A 21,329-nucleotide genomic window follows, 5' to 3' on the forward strand; every position below is an offset into this window, starting at 1 on the left:
AGATTTTATGAATCGACGTAATGTTGTTTTAGAAACAATTAGTGGTAAAAAAAATAGAAAATTGAATGACTATCCTTTTTCAAAAGCTTTATTATCAGGTGGAACATGGGCTTTTCATCAGGAGGGATTAACTCTGCGGGCAGGACTTGATGTGCCCGAAGAAGCAGCACGAACGATTGTAGAAATAAATGAAAAAGTAGAATCAGATATTGTCTGGCCAGGGTCAGGTTATCATAATTTACTTGTTGAAGCATTGGGAGGGAGTATAAAATTTCGTCCGCAAGGAAATATTGATGTAATAGCACCATTGCTGAGCTGCGCTAAAGATCTTGATAAGATTGAGATTGATTCTTTAGATAAAAATATATGGATTTCTGCCGTGCGACAAATGGTTGAAACGGCCAATGAACTCGTAGGTAAAGAATATTTGGTTGGGACGTCAAGTTGGGGACCCTTTACTTTAGCTGGACAATTTTTGGGTGTTGAAAAACTAATGATCGGTTTATATAAGGATAAAGCAAGTATTCATGCTTTAATGGAGTTTTCTAGTGAAGTATGCTTTCAATATTTGGCACCTGCAGTAGCAAGAGGGGCATCCATCTTATCGATTGCTGAACCCACAGCTTCAGGTGATCTTATATCATTAGGGCATTTTGAAGAATTTGTTGCTCCCTATTTGGCTAAAGTCAATGAACGTTTGAAACAATTAGGTACGGTTATGACTCTTCATATTTGTGGAAATATTACAGATCGATTGCCTGTGATTCCTCATTTGGGGGTTGATTTATTATCGGTTGATTATAAAGTGAGCCTTGAATATGCTAAAAAAATTTTGGATAATAAAGTTGCCCTTGCTGGAAATGTAAATCCTATGATACTAAGAGATGGTTCGATTGAAGAGATTGTGTCAGCAGTGAGGCATTGTCTCGCGGAAGGTGGAAACAATGGGAAATTTATATTAATGCCTGGGTGTGACATCCCTCCGAGTGTGCCACTAGAAAATATACAAAGATTTCTTAGTGTGGAATTTGAAAAAAATAATTAATGATTCATCTGAAAATAAATTGACATTTATATAATTGTATGTTATAGTTGTATAAAATAATTTAAGTCTTAATTTAGCTGATCACAAAAAAGTGAAGGCTAAAGTTTTTCATAGTAAATGAAATTCTTTAGGCCTTTTTTTATTTTTCGAAAGCTGACTGGATAACCAGAGGCTGGTTTTTTCGCACATGCGAAATACCAGCCTCTTTTTTTTACTATATTTTTTATTGCAAAGGAGGTGAGAGTATGTCAGTTATGCTTGTTGGCGCAGATCATTTGGGTGGCATTGAAAAAAACTTGCAGATGATGGGAATTAGTTCGATTGATCACATAACTGGCAGAAATGTTGGCGATCGAAAAAAATTTAAATTTCCATTATCTACAGCTTTAATTGTTGTTTTCATTGATTATATCAATCATACAACAGCTAAAAATATAAAAAACATGGCTAAATCTCAAGGCGTACCACTCATTTTTGCTAATCGCTCATGGAGTTCGTTGCAAGATAAACTAGTTGCCTTTAATTTAAGGGAATTGGGATAAGCAAAAAGAGATTGTTTGATGAATGGAAAGCACTTGAAATGAGTGCGTGGAGGGAAATGGATGAGTAATTTTGAACTAAAAGAGCCGCCACGGCGGGAACATCGTTTAAATGCTTGTATTGCTTCAGGTGGTACTTTGGCTGATATGACCAATCGAAAAATGAAATGTTGTGTTCAGGATGGGGAAAGAAGTTTTTCTCAGAATAGTATCTGCTTATTGTTACCTGCACTCGGTATGATGAATAGTATTCCCAATAGTGTTGTTTTGATGCACGGCGCTGTTGGGTGTGGTTCATCCGCTCATGGTGGTAATGCAGGAGTGCGTTCTGGTAATACTCACCGCTGGGGTGCGGTGAAAGATGGCACGTGGCTATCGACAGCTCTTGATGAGCGAGATGTGATTTGTGGCGGTGAAGAGAAACTAGAAGATGCCATTCGTGAGGTTGATCGTCGTTATAAGCCACTTATTATCTTTGTTGTCGCTGGTTGCGTTCCTGGGATTATTGGTGATGATGTTGATGGGGTAGCTGAACGTTTGCAATCTGAAGTTGCGGCAAAACTTCTTCCCGTTCATTGTGAAGGGTTTAAGACCAAGATATGGGCGACAGCTTATGATGCAGTGTATCATGCCCTAGGGCGGGTTATGCTGCAAGAACCCCCCGAAAATATTGCCCTTGAGAGATCTAAAAAACCAACAGTAAATTTAATGAATGTATCTTCTATGGGGCGTGTTGATGAAGTAGAACTAGAACGATTACTGACAGCTTTGGGGCTGGATGTTAATATTTTTCCTGTATTTACAAAACCAGAAAAAATGTATTCTATGACCCATGCTGATCTCTCAATTAGTACGTGTCCTACTCATGATGATTATATGCTTACTTATTTAAAAGAGAAATACAATATTCCTTACATTATTAAACATATGCCGATTGGGATTGAGAATACCAGTGAGTGGCTACGCGGTGTCGCTGAATTTTTTGGTTTAACAAGGGAAGTCGAAGAATTTATTAAGATTGAAGAAGCCGAATTGAAAAAAGCCTTAGAAGAATTTAAGCCCTTATTTAGTGGTAAAAAAGTATTTGTAAGTGCTGGAGAATTTAGGGCTCTTTCCACGGCGATTCTGCTTGCAGAACTTGGTTTTGAGGTCGTAGCGGTCCGTTCTTATCATCACGATGAATTTGCAGATTCAGAATACGAGAAACTTGCCAAAATCACGGAAAAAGATTTTGCACTCAATATTGCCAACTGCCAACCTTTTGAGGAAGCAAATTTGATCAAGCGAGTTAAACCGGACATCTTTCTTGGGCATATGAATGGCAATGCTACTGCTGCAAAACTTGGTGTAGCAACCACTGTTATTTATAATGTTGGTCTCCAGTTTGTTGGTTATCAAGGGGTGTATCAATTGGCTCGTCGTTTACATCGCCAATTAACGAATCCTAATTTTAACCAAAATATGAGTAAGTGGGTTAATTTGCCTTATTCTCAAGAATGGTATGAGCAAGATCCCTTTACTTACATCAAAAAAGGGGAGGACCAAGGCAATGAGTAATTTTATTGAGCGACCGCGCTTTACCTGTGCATTAGGTGGAGCGATGGCGACAGTGACTGCTTTGCCTAAAGCAGTGCCTATCTTGCATGCCCCATCAGGATGTGCAGGTAATAATGCATGGACACAAGCAGGAGGGTGCGGTCTACAGGTAGGAGGCTATTGTGGTGGACTTAGTATACCAGGCTCTAATATCCAAGAAAAAGAAGTTGTTTTTGGTGGTACGGATCGATTAGAAGAACAAATCAATAATACCCTAAAAGTCATGGGCGGGGATTTATATGTTGTTCTGACTAGTTGTGTTACGGATATTATTGGTGATGATGTGGCTTCTGTTGTTCGGCCACTACGGGATCAAGGGATCGATATCATTCATGCTGAGACTGGTGGATTTAAGGGGAATTCCTATTTGGGATATGAATTAGTATTAGAAAGTCTGTTAGGGACATATATCTCTAAGGGCGAGACCCAAAAAGGGCATGTGAATGTGTGGGGGATTCCACCTTATTTTGATGTTTTTTGGCGCGGTAATCTAGAAGGGATTAGAAGTCTACTAGAAAAGTTAGGTCTTACAGTCAACACCTTCTTTACCATTGATGATAGTCTTGAAGGCATTCGCCAAGCCGGTTCTGCCGAATTAAATATTGTTATTTCTGACGTTGTAGGGAAGAAAGCAGCTGAAATGAGTCGTGACGTACATGGAATTCCTTATTTGACGAGCATTTTGCCTGTTGGTCCTTCGGCGAGTGATGAATTTTTGCGTGCTGTTGGAACTGCGCTCAGTCTTGACCCAATATTTGTGGAAGAAGTTATTACTCGGGAAAATCAACGCTACTACCGACTTCTTGAACCCATTACAGATTGTTTTAATGACATGGATTTGCAACGTTATGCAGCCGTGATTGGTGATTCTAATTACGCAGTATCCATAGCACGTTTTCTCTCTGATGATCTAGGTTGGTTACCTGAAACGATCGCGATTACTGATGTGCTGGATGAGGAAGAACAAGCAAGTGTCTTGTCGAAGTTGACTCATTTTGCATTAGGTTCAACTGCAAGTATCATTTTCAATGGTGACAGCACAGAAATAGCAAGGCAAGTTAAAGAACATTGGGCTAGACAACAAGAGAAAGGTAACAAATACAATAATCCTTTAACTCCAGCCTTTGTCGTTGGCAGTTCATTGGATCGTCCATTGGCTGCAGATTTGGGTGCAGCTCATCTTAGCATAAGTTTCCCTGTAGCGAATCGGGCAGTGATTGATCGAGGCTATACAGGGTATCGTGGTGGTTTACGTCTGATTGAAGATTTGATTAGTACGATTATTATAAATCGATAATCATGATAATAAGGATAAGTGAGTATCGCTGATCAGGAATAAACTGAAGGCAAAGGAGTTCTGAAAGGAGCAGTCTTTGCCTTTTCATATATCTTTGCATATATAAGGAGGATTCTTATGGTGGAATTTCTTGTAAACAATCGAAATGCTGTGACAGAATTAAATCGGGGAGGGGCTAACGTGGGAAAAATGAGTCAAATAAAACCGTTGCCGTCTCAGGTATTCGACATTATAGAATGTTTCTTATATACGGTACAATATGGGCAACTGATTTTAGTCATACAAGATGGAATTGTTGTCAAAATAGAAAAAATAGAAAAATTCGTAATATCTTCAAAAAATAGAGATGCAAAATGCCTAAAAGTGGATAAATCTTTAAAGAAACATCCGCTACAAACAAAAATTTTAACTGAATTACAGAGTATACGCTATGGACAATTAGTCATTCGTCTTGATAATGGGCAAGTTGAGCAAATTGAAAAAACCGAAAAGAGACGTATTAACGAACTTGAAGGATTGTATGGGGATGGTATATAATCTATTTTATAATAAAAACAACAAGCAAAATTTTGCTTGTTGTTTTTATTATGTCTTATAGAACTGGATAATTATTTGGAACTATACAGCGACTTCGATTGGAGCGCTTACGAGTCTTCGTGCGAGCTTTACAGCATCCGCAGCGTTGATCGCATAGCCATCTGCACCTATTTTGTCAGCGAAACTCTGGGAAATCGGTCCACCGCCAATGATTACTTTATATTGGTCTTTTATATTTTCTTTCTTCAAAAGCTGTACAACTTCGCTCATTCCATCCATGGTTGTAGTCATCAGTGTTGCTAATGCAATAATATCTGCATTGACTTCTTTTGCCTTGTCGATGAATTGTTGAGGTGGAATATCTCTGCCTAGATCGAAAATTTCAAATCCTGAAGTCTCAAGCATTATTTTTACTAAGTTTTTTCCGATATCGTGGGTATCGCCTTCCACAACGCCAATTATGACTTTATGTTTTACGCCATGATCATCTACTTTGATGTGGGGTTTTAAGACATCAAGACCAGCATACATTGCATCTGAGCATAAAAGTAACTCGGGGATAAAATATTCTTCTTCCTCAAATAATTTTCCCGCTTGTTCCATACCATGAGAAAGACCTTGATCAATGGCGTTATAAGCATCAATTTCTTGTGCAACAATTTCATTTGAAAGTATGATAACCTCATCCTCATCCATTTGAACAACAGCATCGGATAGTTTCTGGAAAATTTCGTTATGATTAATTGACATATAAAGACCCCCTTATTTATTTAATGTAATGTAATCAACTCCTAAGAAGGCATTGATTATTTCCAAGCAACAAAATCTTTATTTTGTTGCTTGGAAATAAACTTGTCATTCTTAATTCCTCATATCGCAAATGCCGAATAATTCTTCCTCGATGGTTTCAAAGGGGGCAATATGAATAAAATGATCTTCGTCCCATGGACCATTGACGATTTTTTGGAGATAGGCATCATTGCCTTGTGTAGTATGATAACTTAAATTTAGTAATTCGGCGATTTCTTTAGATTGCTGTATTGTAACGTCTTCCACGGTACAAGCAGTGTGGATAAACAATACTTTTTTATAACTATCATACATTCGGTCAAGGATTCGAAAGGCTTTTTTTTCTCCATACATTTTGAAAACTCGCTGGTGTTCGGAAAGAATATTTTTTTCCGAAATCATCCATCCACAGGACAAATAAAAGGTTCCTTTTTCTTCATTAACGAAATTTTCATACCTTCTTTTTGAACCAAGGAGGATGGGAAGGCAATCGTGAACTCTAGGGATAATTACAGCGCATTCCGATGCTTTTAGATTCTTAGCTGCTCCTCCGCAAAGACCAAAGGCGAGAATAACCTTTGAATACCCTAAGCAAAGGTCTAAGACATCTTGTAATTCCTTGTGTAATTTCTGGGGATATAGGTGAAGCTTCATGGGAATGAATTCATATTCAACTTGATGATTGGGATTTATTGCGAGTAATTCTTCTTTCATTACTTCACAAGCGATGATTTTAACAGTCATGAACCTCTACCTCCATATTTTATAAAAAATAAAAAAGACTAAGTATCACTTTGCAGTGATAACTTAGTCTCCGTTTTCTTCGGCCAACTAAAGAGTATGATATGTAGTTCGCGATTAATCTTTAGATTTAGATAATCTATATACAATTAAAATACTATATTTAAGTTGTATTGTCAATTGTTTAAATCTTAAAAAGAACAATATATTTTAAACCGATATGTTCTATTGACAAAATAATAAAGTTGAATATAAAATAAAATCAAAAGGTTGAAAATGTCAATGATGACTGGCCGTAAAAGGAGGTCAAATTCTTTCTGCAACGAAAGGGTTTGTTCTCCTTTATTTTTAACTTCAGCAGTACGAAAAATAAGGAGAATTACGTTATATGCTTAAAATACCTCATCCTGATACGCAAATTTCTTCCCTTTTACACTGTAAATCTTACGTATATTTCTGGTTCGCACGTGTCTTGACAACTCTCGCGTATCAAATGCTCGCTGTTGCTGTCGGTTGGCAAGTTTATGAACTAACCGATAGTCCTTTCTATTTAGGAATGGTCGGTCTTGCTCAATTCCTACCAATGTTTTTGCTAACTCTTGTTGTAGGGCATGTAGCTGACCGCTTTGATCGTCAAAAAATTATTTGCATTTGCCAAATTACAGAGGGAATTGGCGTGGCCTTGTTAGCGATTGGAAGTTATGCTGGTTTTCTTACTAAAGAAAGTATCATTATCACTGTATTCTTGATTGGAGCTGCCAGGGCTTTTGAAGGACCGACAATGCAAGCTTTTATGCCAGGGTTGGTGTCAGCTAAGATTTTTCCCCAAGCCTTAGCATCGGTTAGTTCGGCAAATCAGACTGCAAATATTATAGGCCCAGCACTTGGTGGACTGCTTTACGCTGCAGGCTCTATCTATGTTTATTGTGCAATCAGTGTACTTTTTCTGGGTGCTAGTTTTCTTATTTCTAGGATTAGCATTGAACATGAAATCAGGAAGGTTCATCCTGTTAATCTACGAGAATTATTCGCTGGAATTATCTTTATTCGCCGCAAACCGACGATACTTGGTGCTATATCCTTAGATCTCTTTGCCGTTTTATTAGGAGGAGCAACAGCTCTATTGCCTATTTACGCTAAAGATGTACTTTTTATTGGACCAGAAGGAGTAGGAATTTTACGCTCGGCACCGGCTGTGGGAGCCTTATTAATGTCGGGATTTTTAGCTCACTATCCTCTTCAACGTAAGGTTGGTCGAACTATGTTTAAAGCTGTATTTGTATTTGGGCTGGCGACTATTGTCTTTGCTTTATCGACATCTTTTCTTTTATCTCTCGGTTCATTAGTTGTTCTTGGTGCTGCTGATGTCATCAGCGTTGTCATTCGTTCATCCCTAGTGCAGTTGCAGACGCCAGATGAAATGCGAGGGAGAGTGAGTGCGGTTAACTCCATGTTTATTGGTACTTCAAATCAATTGGGAGAATTTGAGTCTGGTTTAACGGCAGCATTTTTTGGTACAGTACCTGCCTTACTCATTGGTGGAATTGGCACTGTGATGGTTGTAATCATATGGATGAAACTGTTTCCTGAACTTGTTCAAGCTGATCGGATTGCATCATGATACATGATGATTGTTAGTTGTATTCTAGTAAGTAAAGGCCAAGAAACATTCTAAAAGAATTTTTCTTGGCCTTTTGTTTAGAACGGATCTATAAAGGGTCTTCCACAGGTTCAACAATTGTTGATACCACTGCGAGACAAAGGAAGGAGCCAAGGGCTAAGGCCATGAAGACAACGTCCCAGTTGAATTTATCCAAGATCATTCCTACAAGTAGTGGAGCACCGACTCCGCCGAGTTGACCACCAGTATTTACGACGCTAAAAGCTACTGGATAGGTTTCTTTATTTGTTCGTCCCATGGGATAAACCATGAATGCTGAGTAGCCCAAGGCGAGTAAAATACCAGTGGCGAATAGCAATAAAGCTAATAGATAAGGTTCTGCTGGTGCATTGATTAAAGAGTACATCATGATAGTTGTTGAAAAAGCCGTCACTAGCATCATTGGTTTGCGGCGTTTATTTAAAAATTTATCAGAAATCCAACCACCAATAAAATTTCCAATTACTGTGCCAGCAAAAGGTGCTGAAGAAACAAAAGCAGTATTCATAATTGCGAATTTCTTTACCGTTACTAAATAAGTGGGCAGCCAAGACATCAGTACACTCACAATCCCGACCATAAAGAAATATCCAATTGCAGCACCAAAAATGTCCCATGATTTAAATACTTGGGTAGAACTTACCAAGGGATCAATTTTTTTTGCACGGACAATTTTATCTAACCACCAAAGTTTATATTCTCGTTTTATTTCTGGATCTTTTTTTACTATTTCTAGGGCTGTTTTATCTGCAATGTATTCGGCTTCGGTTGCTGAAACAAATTTACTTGCAGAGGGTTTGTTATTGACTAAGAAAAACCAAGTCATGGATAATAATAAGCCTGGAACCATGAAAAAGTAAAAAATTTCTCGCCAACCCCAGACTGAAATAATCCAGGCGCACAATGGGGGGACAATGAGTGGGCCGACTTTCGATCCTGCAAGGAAAATACCAGAAGCCGTTCCTTGTTCCTTGGCTGGAAACCAGTTGTTAATAGTAGTTGTGCAGGCAATGGCAACAGGTGCTTCTGTCGCTCCGATTGTTAAACGAAGTACCTTTAGGCCGAATACAGAACTAACTGTTCCGAGCATTCCAGTAAATAAAGAAGTAAAAAGCATGCCGATTGTAAACATGATTCTTACACCGAATTTTTTAACGAGGAATCCTGATGGAATCTGCATTGTTGCATAGCCAGCAAAAAATAAACTGATGAGGGCTCCAGCTTCCGTATTTGTCATTGTCATTTCTTTTCGAATATATGGCAATGCAAAACCGATATTTGCTCGGTCGGCATTCGCGACAGTGTAGAGGATAAACAAAATCCCCATTACGACCCAACGATAGTTAGTCATTTTCATTAAAACTACTTATCCTCCATTTTAGAATTCATACTTTGATTAAACTAGGAAATGAAAACCTTACAATAGTTACATAATTACACCTAAAACATATAATTCCTGCAAAGGAAGTTCTTGTTTTTTTGTAGGAATTATTTAAATTTAAATTTTATAAAGAAAATATCAGTACAAAATTAAAGGAAAATACTGATTTTATACTGAATTATGGAATTTGTAATGAATCATATTTTAAATTTATATATAAAAATTTAAAATATGATTCATTACAATATTACACTAAGATTAAAGAAGTTATTGAAGTTGCATCTAATTGTTTTCTTTCTAAAGGACTTTTCAAACGGTAAAGTTTATGTAGCTGGATCTTGACAAAATCTTATAATCAAGGATATGATATACCTAATAAAAGCATTAAGCTGATCAGTAGTGTTGACTGAAGGCAAAGAAAGATTCCTGATAAGGGGATTGGTCTTTGTCTTTTTTTATTTCTAAAAAATAGTAATACAGAAAAGGAAGTGTGTAGTATGTCTAAAGTTGCTGTTGCGAGTACTGATGGAGTAGACATTAATGAACATTTTGGTAGAGCGGAAGAATTCTGGATTTATGAAAAAAATGAAGAAGGAGCTTATCAATTTCTTGAACGCAGAAAAAACAATCTGGAAGAAAGTGGTGATCATCGTGTTGCTACAGTCCAGTTGCTTACTGATGTTGAAGTTGTGCTAGTCAACAAAATTGGTCCAGGAGCTGAAAAAGAATTGCGGCGCGAAGGGATCATTGCTTTAAGCATATCTGGTTCCATTGAGAGAGCGCTCATTGCTTATGCCAAACGAGGAAAATTTATTAAAAATAATGCACTATTGGGTGGAGTAAAAGGTTGCCAACCATCTAATGGCCATGGTGGTTGTGGATGCTCTAATGGGTGTAAATGAGTAAGAAATAAAGGCCGAGTTTCTTTTAATGAAACTCGACCCTTTAATTTCGTAATCAAAGAATAGTTGTAGGATCAATTTTACTTTATGTCGAATGTTAGATTATTGTTATAGTAGTAAACAGAAAGGAAAGAAAAAAATGATTCATTATAAGCCGATTGGCATCGTTCATTCTCCGTTTAAAGAGGCAAAAGGGACACCTATCCAATCTGTTGCAGCCCAGGAAATTTTGGGTAGTATCGAAGTAACTCCAGAGTATATTGAAGGTCTAAAAGATATTGAAGGGTTTTCACATCTTATTTTACTGTATCACTTCCATTTGGTAAAAGAGTCTTCTTTAGTGGTAAAACCTTTTCTAGATAATGAACTACATGGAGTTTTTGCCACGCGGTCTCCAGGTCGGCCTAACTCCATTGGAATATCAATAGTACGTCTGATTAAGGTGGAAGGGAATACGCTGTACATTAAAGATGTAGATACAATCGATGGAACTCCCCTACTCGATATAAAACCTTATGTACCAGAATTTGATAGTAGAGAAACTGAAAAGATTGGATGGTTTCAAAAAAACATACATAAACTTTCCTCTACAAAAGATGATGGGAGATTTATAAAATGAGTGATCGGTGGTCATGGATATGAAAATCAAACAAATATTTCGTTCATACAAGGATGAAAAAAAAGAAAGTTAATGAAGTGATATTAAATAATTTTAAGAAACTGTGCGATCAATTTCCAGAAATAAATATTATTGTTAGAACACCAGTCATTCTAGATTTTAATGACTCAAATGAGGCGATTACTGCAATTGCTAATTATGTAAAAGATAAGCCCAATGTACGTTATGAAATTTTACCTTATCATCGATTAGGACAACCGAAATATGAGTACCTTGTTAGAAAGTATAGTTTAGAGGGAGTCAAGTTGGATGGGGAAAAAGACTTACGGAAAATCATAGAATACTAGGGCTCTGCTTTTGGCAGTCACCCTAGTAACGGGGAAGAACGGATCCGTAATTATAGAATGTCCACAATTTGCATAATTTATACCTTGCTACAAATTTATTCGACGAGTTAGTCATAAAATAGAGAAAAATAAGAATTAATCAGATGTAGGTGATTAAGATCATATTTTACCAGTACTAGGCTTTTATACAGGAGGAATTGCTGGGGGAACACATACGGATCAATTTAAGATTGTTGATGAAGAGGAATCGTATATCACCGCGGCTAAAATTTTTGCTCTCTCAGTTTATAAATTGTTAAAAGATAATGCCGCTCGTGCCCAAGAAATAAGTAGACAATATAAGGTGGTTTACATGAAAGAACAATATATTAATTTTATGGAAAGTTTAATATTATATGGTTTCTAAAAGAAATAGTTGCAAAATACAACTAATTAATGGTAATATACTACTAGGAGGTGTATTGTATGAACTTTCCTAATCCTAGTCAACGACTCAGAGAAACGATACGGTTGTTAATCCGAAAGCTTGGTGTGTTAGAACGGAGCGAAGCAATTTGTTGTGGTATTACTTTAACTCAATGCCATACAATTGTTGAAATAGGTAGAAAAAAGCAAATCTCCGTTAATGAACTAGCGGAATTACTCAATCTTGATAAAAGTACAATCAGTAGAACTGTAGAACAATTAGTGACTCATGACATGATCGTGCGGGAACCTGATCCGAATGATCGGCGCTATGTCACTTTGCAGCTTACAAGTAAAGGTGAGCAATTATTTGGCGATATTGAGGAACGAATGCAAGCCTATTTTACAGAAATATTAGAAATCATACCAGAAGAAAAAAGGGAACAAGTGATAGACAGTTTACAGATTTTTTCAGAAGCACTACATAATAAACGATGTTGCTAAATGAATTAAAAGGATAATCTTCGTTTAAAAATAGTAAGGGAGATATGATGATGACATCAGATATTCGGGAAGATGTGAGAAAAAAATATGCCCAGGCTATTACTAATAAATTAAATTGCTGCGGTAATGAGGCATCTGATAATCCAGTAACAGGAAATTTATATGAAAAAAATAAGAGCGAAGGGTTGCCTGATTGTACTCAAGCAGAGCAGGAAGAGCTAGGTGGAGCATTAATTAGTGCGTTTATCCGGGCTAAAAAACCTAAAGAAAGTTTGACTGAGGGGCAAGACTATCGCATTCGCAATGCTCAAGAGGAAGATTTACTTCTTATCCATCAGCTATTGACGGATAATGGATTGACTACAGAGGGAGTGAAGGAGCATTTACATGATTTTCTAGTAGCTGACGATCAAGGGATTATTGGAGTGATTGGCCTTGAATTTTCAGATACTGCAGTCATGCTCAGATCCTTGGCAGTAGATAAAAAAATACGCAAACGAGGCATCGCGTCAGCTTTAGTAGATCACGCTTTAAATATTGGGCGGGCAAAAGGGAGCGTAAGCGCCTACCTATTGACAACTACAGCCGATCAATTTGCAGCTCGTTGGGGTTTTAATAATATTGAACGATCAGAAATACCAGAGATTCTTCTACAAAGCTCAGCGCTCAATCATTTTTGTCCAGATAGTAGTATATGCATGAAATTATCCTTTTGAAGGCTATCACTTTATCTATGATATTTATTTTTCCAAAAGCAGAATATGAGATTAAAAGGCTCACCAAACAGTATCACTGCTTGGTGAGCCTTTTGCCGAGAAAACTTTGTATTGAATTTTAAAAGTAAGGTTTCTTAGTTGCTTCTTATTTAATGATTGTTACAGTATTCTCTTTTCGTGGAGCGGCTACTGGTATTGAACCGGCATTATAACCGAAGGCACCGGAGCCGATAATGATATGGTCTTCGGGAATGTTTAATACTTTATTTAATTCTTTACCTTCTTTTGAATCAAATAGGCTACGTAAGGAATGAATCCAAACAGAACCAATGTTAAGGGCATGTGCTGCGAGGAAGAAATTACCTAATGCCAAAGCGCCGTCCTGGTGTGGAGCAATTGATTTTTCGACAGCAGAAACAATAATTAATGTTGGTGCATGATAGAATGGGCTGAAGTTTTTGATTTTAGCTCTTTCTACATATGTGTCAATGCCAGAGTTTAAAAAGATTTCTTTTATGATCTCATTGATTTTACCAAGGATTTCTTTGTTTTGTACGACAGTAAAATGCCAAGGTTGTTCATTTCTGGCACTTGGAGCAAATTGTCCTGCTTCGATGATCGTGTTTAATTCACTTTCTGTGATTTGCTCTGGTTTATAGCTGCGGATGCTTCTACGCGTTACTAAGTCTTTTAACGTTTCCCCCATGTTGTTTTCCCCCTAATATTTTGTACTGATTCTATCTGATGACCAAGTACTCTAAAATTCCATCTGAATCAAGTCTTATTTATTGTTAATCATTAGCCTTACATCTATTCCCCCTTTCAAATAAAGAAAAGACTAATTTTTTGGCCCATGTGAAAGGGCAAAAAATTAGTCTCTATAACTTCATATAGTCAACTAAATATCCATTTTAAATTACTTATTGTTATAGTTAATAATAGAGTAATTGGTAAAACAATTCAAGTGTTATTTTGATGAAATCAAATGATATTCACTACACCTATATTATCTACACTAAATTAGAATTGTATTGACAAAAGTTGTAATCTATTATAGACTCAAAATAATAAGTACAAGACTGACTAGTCAAATAACTAGAGGCTGTATCCCGTAACTGGGATGCAGCCTTTGAATTTTAATGATATGAAACATGTAAGAATTTAATAAAGGAGATGTAAGAGATGAAGCGTTATCTTATATAACAGGCTGATTTGAAAATATTACTTGAGGTTCAGCACATGTATGGGATTAGCGCGTAATTAGAATATGAAAAATAAATATTTATATATATCTGATCTTGATGGCACACTACTAAATGGTCATAAACAAATTAGTGAATTTACCAAGCAAACACTAAATTCTTTAATTGATAAAGGAATTGATTTTTCTGTTGCTACAGCCAGAAGCGCAGCTTCAGCAGTGAAGATCTTGTCAGATCTACAGCTGAAAATACCAATAATTTTACTGAATGGGGTAGGTATTTATGATGTTTTAGATCATCGATACCTAAAAATTGAAAAGATAGAGACAAATACTGCATATGGTATTTTAGATGTTTTAGAAAAATATAATAGCACTGGTTTTATGTATAATATTGTAAATGGTAAATTAAATACATATTATGAATGCTTAGCGACTCCTTATTTACAAGAATATCATGATGAACGCGTTATAAAATATGGTAAAAAATTCAAACATGTTAGCAGCCTGACCGATGTTATCATGGCGGGGGAAGTCATTTATTTTACTTTAATGGGTGAACAACAATATTTAGAAATGCTGATCGATGATTTGAAAAAACTGCCGGCGATTGATGTGATGTTGTCTAGTGATGTTTATCGAGAAAATTTATGGTATTTAGAAATACACAGCACTAATGCATCTAAGTATAATGCGGTAAAATACCTTCGTGATCATTATGGATATGATAAAATAATAGGTTTTGGTGATAATTTTAATGATATTCCTCTGTATAAAGCTTGTGATGAGTTTTTTGCGGTACAAAATGCAATCGGTGAATTAAAAGACATTGCGACTGGTGTCATTGGTGACAATCATTCAGATGGTGTCGCAAAGTTCATTGCCGCACGAGAAAGCTTAACGAGGTTGTATTGATGACGTATCGAGTATTTCTTTTTTATGAGAGAATTGGTCTTTTTAAAAATGCAAAATGTTGCGTAATTATAAGTAGTTAAAGTGTTATCCATTTTCTACGTAATCAAAAAGTATAACACCTTCTAAGGATGTAAGTAAGGGCAATTAAAATTTTGGTCTGAACTGAGGACTAAAGTCAAGTATTCTTTATCCTATACCAATACTGATAGATTTCTTTATAGCCGAGACTAGTATATAGCTTGATAGCAGGTGTGTTCTTTTGTAATACCTGCAAATATGATTGTTTAGCACCAGCCTTGGCTCCGAGTTTTAGAATATTGGCAATTAGTTTTTTCCCATATCCTTGATTTCTGTATGCATCGTCAATGACGATATCATATAGACCTATGTATTCATCCTGCAATACGCCCAGGCCACAGCCAATGGTTTTAGAATCCAATTTTAAAGATACGATGTATTTATGAGGAATTATATTTTCTAGCATGTATTGTAACACTAATTTGTTATGTTCAGCAATATGGTTGAACTGGCAAAAAAACGTTAACCATTCTTCGGTAATGGTGCTACTGTAGGTTATGTTTTCGTCGATTGTCTGATTACTTTGATTGAGTATTAATCCTAGTACACTGGCAGGGGAGGCAATCTGGTAACCACGTTCTTCTAACAATGAATCTAAGCTATTAGGAATGGAAGCAGATGTTATTTTAAAAATGGTTTCAAGATTTTTTTCTGAATAGAGCTGCTCACAGTGCTGTATTTTTAAAGATAAATCTTGTATTGAAGAATAGATAGGATTTACGCAATTGGCTCTTTTGGTATAACCTTTGCCAAAACGTAATACCCATCCATCATAGAGCATGGTCTGGAGTGCAGGCAGTGCATTTAGTGAATATTCCTCAAGGGTTCTTATCATCCTTAAACTCTCCTTTATATATCTATGAATCATTAGTAATAAATTTTGTGTTGTTATCTATTGTATAAGAATGACTATACTTCTGCAATCAGATCGTATATAGTTACAATTGATGTTTATCGTTCTATGCTATAAGGAGATATAAATAACGTTGATTGTTGATTAGTCACAAACTAGAAATTGTCTTATTGATTGACGATTGGTTATTATCAAAAGTCTTGAAAATAAAATAAAGGGAAGTCATTATAGATGGCATTTTGGATGGTGACCAAGTCTTCATCTTGACATTTTTATAAGTGGGGGATATGATAAGGAAATACGGGAATAAAATTCTAAACTTAATAAAGTAGCATTATTGAGCTGATCAGTAATTGTGCTGAAGGCCGGGCAAATCTAATTTGCACCGGCCTTCTTTTTTATTATGTTAAAGGAATCTGGCACTACGCCCCCAAGAAATAGTAAGAAAATCTAAAGTTTTCGAAAATACATTGAGTATAGAGGAGGAATTGTCATGCCTATTAATTTAAATGTGACTTCAGCAGGCACGAGAGAAAATCGATTAGGGTCAATTACAGGGTACACAGGTGATCTACATGATTTGGTTCACCAAAGTAAATGCGGAACGGTAAAAGAAAGAGAACGATGTTTTAGTCAGTCTAGCTCTTGTGATGCAGGTTGCGCATTGAGCCAGCTTGCCTATATTAGAGATGTTGCAATCATTAATCATGCTCCTTCAGGCTGCACGGCAATGGCTTCACCAACAACAGTGACTCACACTCAACTTGCAGTCAAGAGAGGTTTAGAGTACAATACTGTTTTTTTAGGGACAGATATGGATGAAACGGATACAATTTTTGGTGCAACGAGTGGTCTGCGAGAAATTATCATCGAGACTTATAAAAGATATAAACCCAATGCAATTTTTGTAGGAACATCATGTGTATCGGGCATTATCGGCGAAGATGTGGACAGTGTTATTGCCGAGCTGGTAGAGGAAATTCCCATACCAATCGTTCCAGTTCACTGCGAAGGATTCAAATCAAGAGTATGGGCATCAGGTTTTGATGCAGCAGACCATGCCATCCTTACAGGGATTGTAAAACCACCGCAAAACAAGAATTCTGTGATCAATTTTAAGAACTTTAATGAAAGTGCAAGACAAGAGATTATTGATATTTTTGCTCGTTTTGGTGTAGAACCTTTTTTCCTATATTCAAATTCAACAGTCGAAGAACTTACCCATTTATCAGAATCTCTAGCGACCGTATCCATATGTGGTACTTTAGGTACTTATTTGGGTAATGGGCTAGAAGAAAAATATGGAGTTCCTTATATTAGGACAATTAATCCACTGGGAATTGTTGGTTTTGAAACATGGCTCAGAGAAATTGGTCATGTGATTCATAAAGAAGCAGAAGTGGAAGCGTATATCGAGGAAGAAAGAGCAAAATATTTACCCAAAATTGAAGAAATCAAAAAAGAACTCAAGGGACTTCGTGCAGTACTTGGTATGGGATCCAGTTATGCCTTCCAAGTCACTCGCGTTTTGCAAGAACTTGGTATTGAAGTGGTATGGGTAGCTTCATGGCATTATGATGCCAAATATGACAATGGTGAGATTCCACCTTTTATTGAACAGTTAGCAAAAGACAGTCCTTATAATTTTAAGGTGAGTGTGAGTGATCAACAAAACTTTGAAATTCTTAATATCTTACATAAATATAAACCAGATATTTATATAGCGCGGCATCCGGGTACAACTGTTTGGGCAATCAAACAAGGAATTGCAGCTTTTTTCCTTGCTGATGAATACAAAACCTTTGGTTATCGGGGAACTTTGGATTTTGCCTATACCATTCTTGATACCATTCGTAATCGCAGTTTTGAAAAAAATCTTGCAGCGAGAATTAGTCTTCCTTATTCTGATTGGTGGTATCAACAAGATAGTGGATCATTATTAAAAGAGGAGACAAAATAAATGCCAAAAATATTAGATCAACCCAGATACAAATGCGCTCTTGCCGCCATGCAAACTGTTCATGCCATTAGTAAAGCCTTACCAATATTACATTCAGGTCCTGGGTGTGCTGATAAACTTTCAGCAACGCAAGGTGGTTCAGGTCATTTTGCGCCACGAATTTTTCCCTGCACCAATATTAATGAAAAAGATGTAGTGTTTGGTGGAGAAGAACGTTTAAAGGAAACAGTTGAGAATGCCATCAAAATAATAAATGCTGATTTATATGTTGTATTAAGTAGTTGTTCCTCTGAAATCATCGGAGATGATATGGAAGAAGTCGTCAGATCCTTTCGAAATGCTGAAAAACCCGTCGTTTTTGCATCGACTGCTGGATTTAAAGGGAATAATTTTCAAGGACATGAATGGGTTATTGAAGCAATTATTGAACAATACTTAAAACCTACAGATAAAAAAACAAAAGGTCTTGTTAATATATGGGCTGGTATTCCTCAACATGATCCTTTTTGGTATGGAAATTTATTTGAATTAGAAAATCTCATTGCTCAGCTTGGTCTAATCCCCAATACTATTTTTGGCTATGATCGAGGTATTAAAAATATTGATAAAATACCTGAGGCTGAATTTAATCTTCTTGTATCTCCATGGGTAGGACTCCGGAATGTAAAATTATTAGAAGAAAAATTTGGTACTCCTTATATTCACCTTCCTACTCTCCCTATTGGAGCTTTTGAAACTGGTAAATTTTTACGAGCTGTGGCTGAATTTGCTGGTATCGATAAAGAAACAGTGGAAGGGATTATTACTGAACAGGAGAAAAAGTATTATTATTTTATTGAACGATTTGCCGATGTATTTCTTGAAACACGTGTCATGTCAAAACGATTTGTCGTGATTTCCGATGCGCAATACTCCTTAGCCATCACCAAGTTTTTGGTAAATGATGTTGGTTTATTTCCTTCCAAACAGTATATTACGGACAATACACCTGAAGAATATCAGGAAAGTATTCAAGGATATTTTAAGGAATTAAATTATGATATAAAAGCAGAGGTTGGTTTTATATCCGATGGACATTTGATACAGGATGAAATTAAGGAGAGTTATTTTAGTGGTTATCCTTTAATCATTGGTAGTTCATGGGACAAAAAATTAGCACAGCAAACCCAAGCACATTATTTATCTGTTTCATGGCCCCTTAATGAGAGACTTGTCATCAATAGCTCTTATGTGGGTTATGGTGGTGGGCTTAAACTGTTGGAAGATATCTATTCTGTAGTTTTGACTCGATTTAATTAATCATTCTAATACAAAATCACAATGTTGTTGATTTTTTTTCTAACTTGATGTATAGTAGTGAATACAATATATAAGGCAAATGTTTTCGCTGATCAGCAAACACTGAAGGCAAAGAAAGGCTTCGTTACGAAGTCTGTCTTTGCCTTTTTTATGTTGTCTTTTAGTATACTAACAAGTCAAATCATATAATGAGGAGGATATCATATGAAAGAAATTCTAAAAAAACTAAATAACTGGTTACCTGTATTATCAGCAATTTTGGCAATCGTTGTCGAAGTTGTCCTTGTTAATGCAAGCAAGCATACACCAACAAAACAGCCTTATTTCATTTATTTATTGGCAACTATTCTTATCATTTTTACAATCATTGCTTTAGCCGCTCATTTTAATAAAAAGGCAAAAGACTGGATCATAGAAAATGCCTTGTTTGTGGGCGTAGCTATTTTATTTTTAAATTTACTCAATATCGCCACCAAAAAATTGGCCCTTTTTCCAGTCATCTACTTCCCATCCCTAGATAAAATACTGGGAATTATTGTAGAAGAACGGGAATTTCTTGCCTTGTGCCTTGCCTCTTCGGGAAAACTGTTGTTTACAGGATATTTTTTTGGTGCCATTGCTGGGTTTGCGACAGGTATCGGTGTAGGCTTTAGTAAATCAGCAAGTTATTGGATTAATCCGCTCATTCGTATTTTGGGTCCGATTCCTGCTACAGCGTGGATTCCGTTAGTATTAATCAGTTTTCCGACTACATTTACAGCCAGTGCTTTTCTAATCGCTCTTGCTGTATGGTTTCCAACAACGGTTATGACCAGTAGTGGGATTTTAAATGTGGAAAATGCCTATTTTGAAGTATCAAGTACACTCGGAGCAGGAAAGTATTATCAAATTTTTAAAGTAGGCGTTCCTGCCGCTATGCCTCATATGTTTATTGGTCTTTTTAATGGTACTTGCGCATCCTTTATTACTTTGATGACTGCAGAAATGTTAGGAGTTAAAAATGGTATCGGTTGGTACATTAACTGGCAAAAAGAAATGATGTCTTATGCCAATGTATATGCAGGACTTATCATCATCGCCGTTACTTTTTTTATTCTCATTACCCTCTTATTTAAAGTACGGGATTATGTGCTAGTCTGGCAGAAGGGAGTTATAAAATGGTAGGGGAAATCAAAGTTGAGCAAGTTACCAAACGTTTTAGGCAGATGGATGGAGAAGATATTATTGCCCTTAATGGTGTTGATCTTAAGATTCATGGTGGAGAATTTATATCCCTCATTGGACCTTCTGGTTGCGGAAAATCCACACTGCTTCGCTTAATTGCTGGCCTAAATGGTGCGGATGAGGGGAAGCTGTACATTGATGATAAAGAGATTCATCAGCCATCACATGAAAGGGGGTTGGTATTTCAAAATCCTATGCTTTTCCCTTGGCTAAGTGTCCATGATAATGTGGCCTTTGCCTTAAGGGCTCGTGGCATCTATAAAGAAAATAAGGGAGAGGTTGATAAATTTATTGAATTAGTAGGATTATCTGCTTTCCACAAATCCTATCCGCATCAACTGTCTGGTGGTATGGCACAGCGGGCATCCCTTGCCAGAGCCCTCGTCAATCATCCCAAAGTTCTCTTATTAGATGAACCTCTCGGTGCTCTGGATGCCTTCACGCGTATGAACCTGCAGGATGAATTGATCCGCATTTGGAAGGAAAGAGCCACGACCATGATCATGGTCACACATGATGTGGATGAAGCCATTTATTTGTCAGATCGAATTATCGTTATGACACCACGGCCTGCAAAAATTGAAGCCCAAATTGAAGTCAAACTTTCCAGACCAAGAGCTCGCAGTAATTCTGAATTTCTTAAACTGCGCACGCAAATTCTAGAAATATTAAATTATGCTGGTCATGAAGAAGAACCAAGTTATTATTTATAAGGGGATGA

Annotated in this window: 21 protein-coding genes; 16 read left to right on the forward strand and 5 right to left on the reverse strand. The window is 36.6% G+C overall.

Features of this window, described 5'->3' with window-relative positions:
• Positions 1–7 precede the first annotated feature (7 nt).
• The 5 genes from ACAN52_RS06110 to ACAN52_RS06130 all read left to right on the forward strand — a co-directional run bounded on the left by ACAN52_RS06110 (position 8) and on the right by ACAN52_RS06130 (position 5,014).
• Positions 8–1,045: a uroporphyrinogen decarboxylase family protein gene (locus ACAN52_RS06110; protein WP_378953570.1), complete on the forward strand. Its 1,038-nt coding sequence runs from the start codon at positions 8–10 to the stop codon at positions 1,043–1,045.
• A 245-nt stretch (positions 1,046–1,290) separates the two neighbouring features.
• Positions 1,291–1,587, forward strand: a complete 297-nt coding sequence (locus ACAN52_RS06115; protein ID WP_378953571.1) for a DUF2325 domain-containing protein — start codon at positions 1,291–1,293, stop codon at positions 1,585–1,587.
• Positions 1,588–1,647: 60 nt separating this feature from the next.
• The gene (locus tag ACAN52_RS06120) at positions 1,648–3,141 is read left to right on the forward strand and encodes a nitrogenase component 1 (protein ID WP_378953572.1); all 1,494 of its coding nucleotides are present in this window, start codon (positions 1,648–1,650) and stop codon (positions 3,139–3,141) included.
• Positions 3,134–4,477: a nitrogenase component 1 gene (locus tag ACAN52_RS06125; protein ID WP_378953573.1), complete on the forward strand. Its 1,344-nt coding sequence runs from the start codon at positions 3,134–3,136 to the stop codon at positions 4,475–4,477. The genes ACAN52_RS06120 and ACAN52_RS06125 overlap by 8 nt, the downstream gene beginning before the upstream one ends.
• 117 nt (positions 4,478–4,594) lie before the next feature.
• Positions 4,595–5,014: a DUF2292 domain-containing protein gene (locus ACAN52_RS06130; RefSeq protein WP_378953574.1), complete on the forward strand. Its 420-nt coding sequence runs from the start codon at positions 4,595–4,597 to the stop codon at positions 5,012–5,014.
• 81 nt (positions 5,015–5,095) lie between these two features.
• Here ACAN52_RS06130 and ACAN52_RS06135 read toward each other — a convergent pair whose 3' ends face one another.
• Together ACAN52_RS06135 and ACAN52_RS06140 are read right to left on the reverse strand one after the other, a co-directional pair.
• Entirely contained in the window at positions 5,096–5,764 is a 669-nt protein-coding gene (locus ACAN52_RS06135) for a corrinoid protein (protein WP_378953575.1), read from the reverse strand.
• A 111-nt stretch (positions 5,765–5,875) separates the two neighbouring features.
• Entirely contained in the window at positions 5,876–6,547 is a 672-nt protein-coding gene (locus ACAN52_RS06140) for a DUF1638 domain-containing protein (RefSeq protein WP_378953576.1), read from the reverse strand.
• Between the two features lie 385 nt (positions 6,548–6,932).
• Here ACAN52_RS06140 and ACAN52_RS06145 point away from each other — a divergent pair, with 385 nt between their 5' ends.
• Complete coding sequence (locus ACAN52_RS06145) at positions 6,933–8,165, forward strand: MFS transporter (RefSeq protein ID WP_378953578.1); 1,233 nt, start codon at positions 6,933–6,935, stop codon at positions 8,163–8,165.
• Positions 8,166–8,253: 88 nt separating this feature from the next.
• Here the strand turns inward: ACAN52_RS06145 and ACAN52_RS06150 are convergent, their stop codons facing one another.
• A complete protein-coding gene (locus tag ACAN52_RS06150) occupies positions 8,254–9,561 on the reverse strand; it encodes an MFS transporter (RefSeq protein ID WP_378953580.1) in 1,308 nt (435 codons plus the stop codon).
• A gap of 521 nt (positions 9,562–10,082) precedes the next feature.
• Here ACAN52_RS06150 and ACAN52_RS06155 point away from each other — a divergent pair.
• The 5 genes from ACAN52_RS06155 to ACAN52_RS06175 all read left to right on the forward strand — a co-directional run bounded on the left by ACAN52_RS06155 (position 10,083) and on the right by ACAN52_RS06175 (position 13,078).
• On the forward strand, positions 10,083–10,487 hold the full coding sequence (locus ACAN52_RS06155) for a NifB/NifX family molybdenum-iron cluster-binding protein (protein ID WP_378953582.1): 405 nt from the start codon (positions 10,083–10,085) through the stop codon (positions 10,485–10,487).
• Positions 10,488–10,626: 139 nt separating this feature from the next.
• Complete coding sequence (tsaA, locus tag ACAN52_RS06160; RefSeq protein ID WP_378953584.1) at positions 10,627–11,106, forward strand: tRNA (N6-threonylcarbamoyladenosine(37)-N6)-methyltransferase TrmO; 480 nt, start codon at positions 10,627–10,629, stop codon at positions 11,104–11,106.
• A gap of 53 nt (positions 11,107–11,159) precedes the next feature.
• Positions 11,160–11,453, forward strand: coding sequence for a hypothetical protein (locus tag ACAN52_RS06165; RefSeq protein ID WP_378953586.1), 294 nt, complete (start codon positions 11,160–11,162; stop codon positions 11,451–11,453).
• A 465-nt stretch (positions 11,454–11,918) separates the two neighbouring features.
• Entirely contained in the window at positions 11,919–12,362 is a 444-nt protein-coding gene (locus ACAN52_RS06170; protein WP_378953588.1) for a MarR family winged helix-turn-helix transcriptional regulator, read from the forward strand.
• 44 nt (positions 12,363–12,406) lie between these two features.
• On the forward strand, positions 12,407–13,078 hold the full coding sequence (locus ACAN52_RS06175; protein WP_378953590.1) for a GNAT family N-acetyltransferase: 672 nt from the start codon (positions 12,407–12,409) through the stop codon (positions 13,076–13,078).
• A gap of 145 nt (positions 13,079–13,223) precedes the next feature.
• Here the strand turns inward: ACAN52_RS06175 and ACAN52_RS06180 are convergent, their stop codons facing one another.
• Positions 13,224–13,784, reverse strand: coding sequence for a nitroreductase (locus ACAN52_RS06180; RefSeq protein ID WP_378953592.1), 561 nt, complete (start codon positions 13,782–13,784; stop codon positions 13,224–13,226).
• A 561-nt stretch (positions 13,785–14,345) separates the two neighbouring features.
• Here ACAN52_RS06180 and ACAN52_RS06185 point away from each other — a divergent pair.
• Positions 14,346–15,194 (forward strand): Cof-type HAD-IIB family hydrolase, encoded by an 849-nt coding sequence (locus ACAN52_RS06185; protein ID WP_378953594.1) that lies wholly within the window; start codon positions 14,346–14,348, stop codon positions 15,192–15,194.
• Positions 15,195–15,369: 175 nt separating this feature from the next.
• Here the strand turns inward: ACAN52_RS06185 and ACAN52_RS06190 are convergent, their stop codons facing one another.
• Positions 15,370–16,107 carry a GNAT family N-acetyltransferase gene (locus ACAN52_RS06190; RefSeq protein WP_378953596.1) on the reverse strand — a complete coding sequence of 246 codons (738 nt, stop codon included), beginning with the start codon at positions 16,105–16,107 and terminating at the stop codon, positions 15,370–15,372.
• A gap of 511 nt (positions 16,108–16,618) precedes the next feature.
• Between ACAN52_RS06190 and ACAN52_RS06195 the strand changes: the two genes are divergently transcribed.
• From ACAN52_RS06195 to ACAN52_RS06210, 4 genes are all read left to right on the forward strand, one after another.
• Positions 16,619–18,085 carry a nitrogenase component 1 gene (locus ACAN52_RS06195; RefSeq protein ID WP_378953598.1) on the forward strand — a complete coding sequence of 489 codons (1,467 nt, stop codon included), beginning with the start codon at positions 16,619–16,621 and terminating at the stop codon, positions 18,083–18,085.
• Positions 18,086–19,384, forward strand: coding sequence for a nitrogenase component 1 (locus tag ACAN52_RS06200; protein WP_378953600.1), 1,299 nt, complete (start codon positions 18,086–18,088; stop codon positions 19,382–19,384).
• Positions 19,385–19,588: 204 nt separating this feature from the next.
• On the forward strand, positions 19,589–20,548 hold the full coding sequence (locus ACAN52_RS06205; protein ID WP_378953602.1) for an ABC transporter permease: 960 nt from the start codon (positions 19,589–19,591) through the stop codon (positions 20,546–20,548).
• Positions 20,542–21,321 carry an ABC transporter ATP-binding protein gene (locus tag ACAN52_RS06210; protein ID WP_378953603.1) on the forward strand — a complete coding sequence of 260 codons (780 nt, stop codon included), beginning with the start codon at positions 20,542–20,544 and terminating at the stop codon, positions 21,319–21,321. Before ACAN52_RS06205 ends, ACAN52_RS06210 begins: the two co-directional genes overlap by 7 nt.
• Positions 21,322–21,329: the final 8 nt, after the last annotated feature.

The sequence above is a fragment of the Pelosinus sp. sgz500959 genome (assembly GCF_042610375.1).
In the GTDB taxonomy this organism is placed as follows: Bacteria; Bacillota; Negativicutes; order DSM-13327; family DSM-13327; genus CTSoil-075.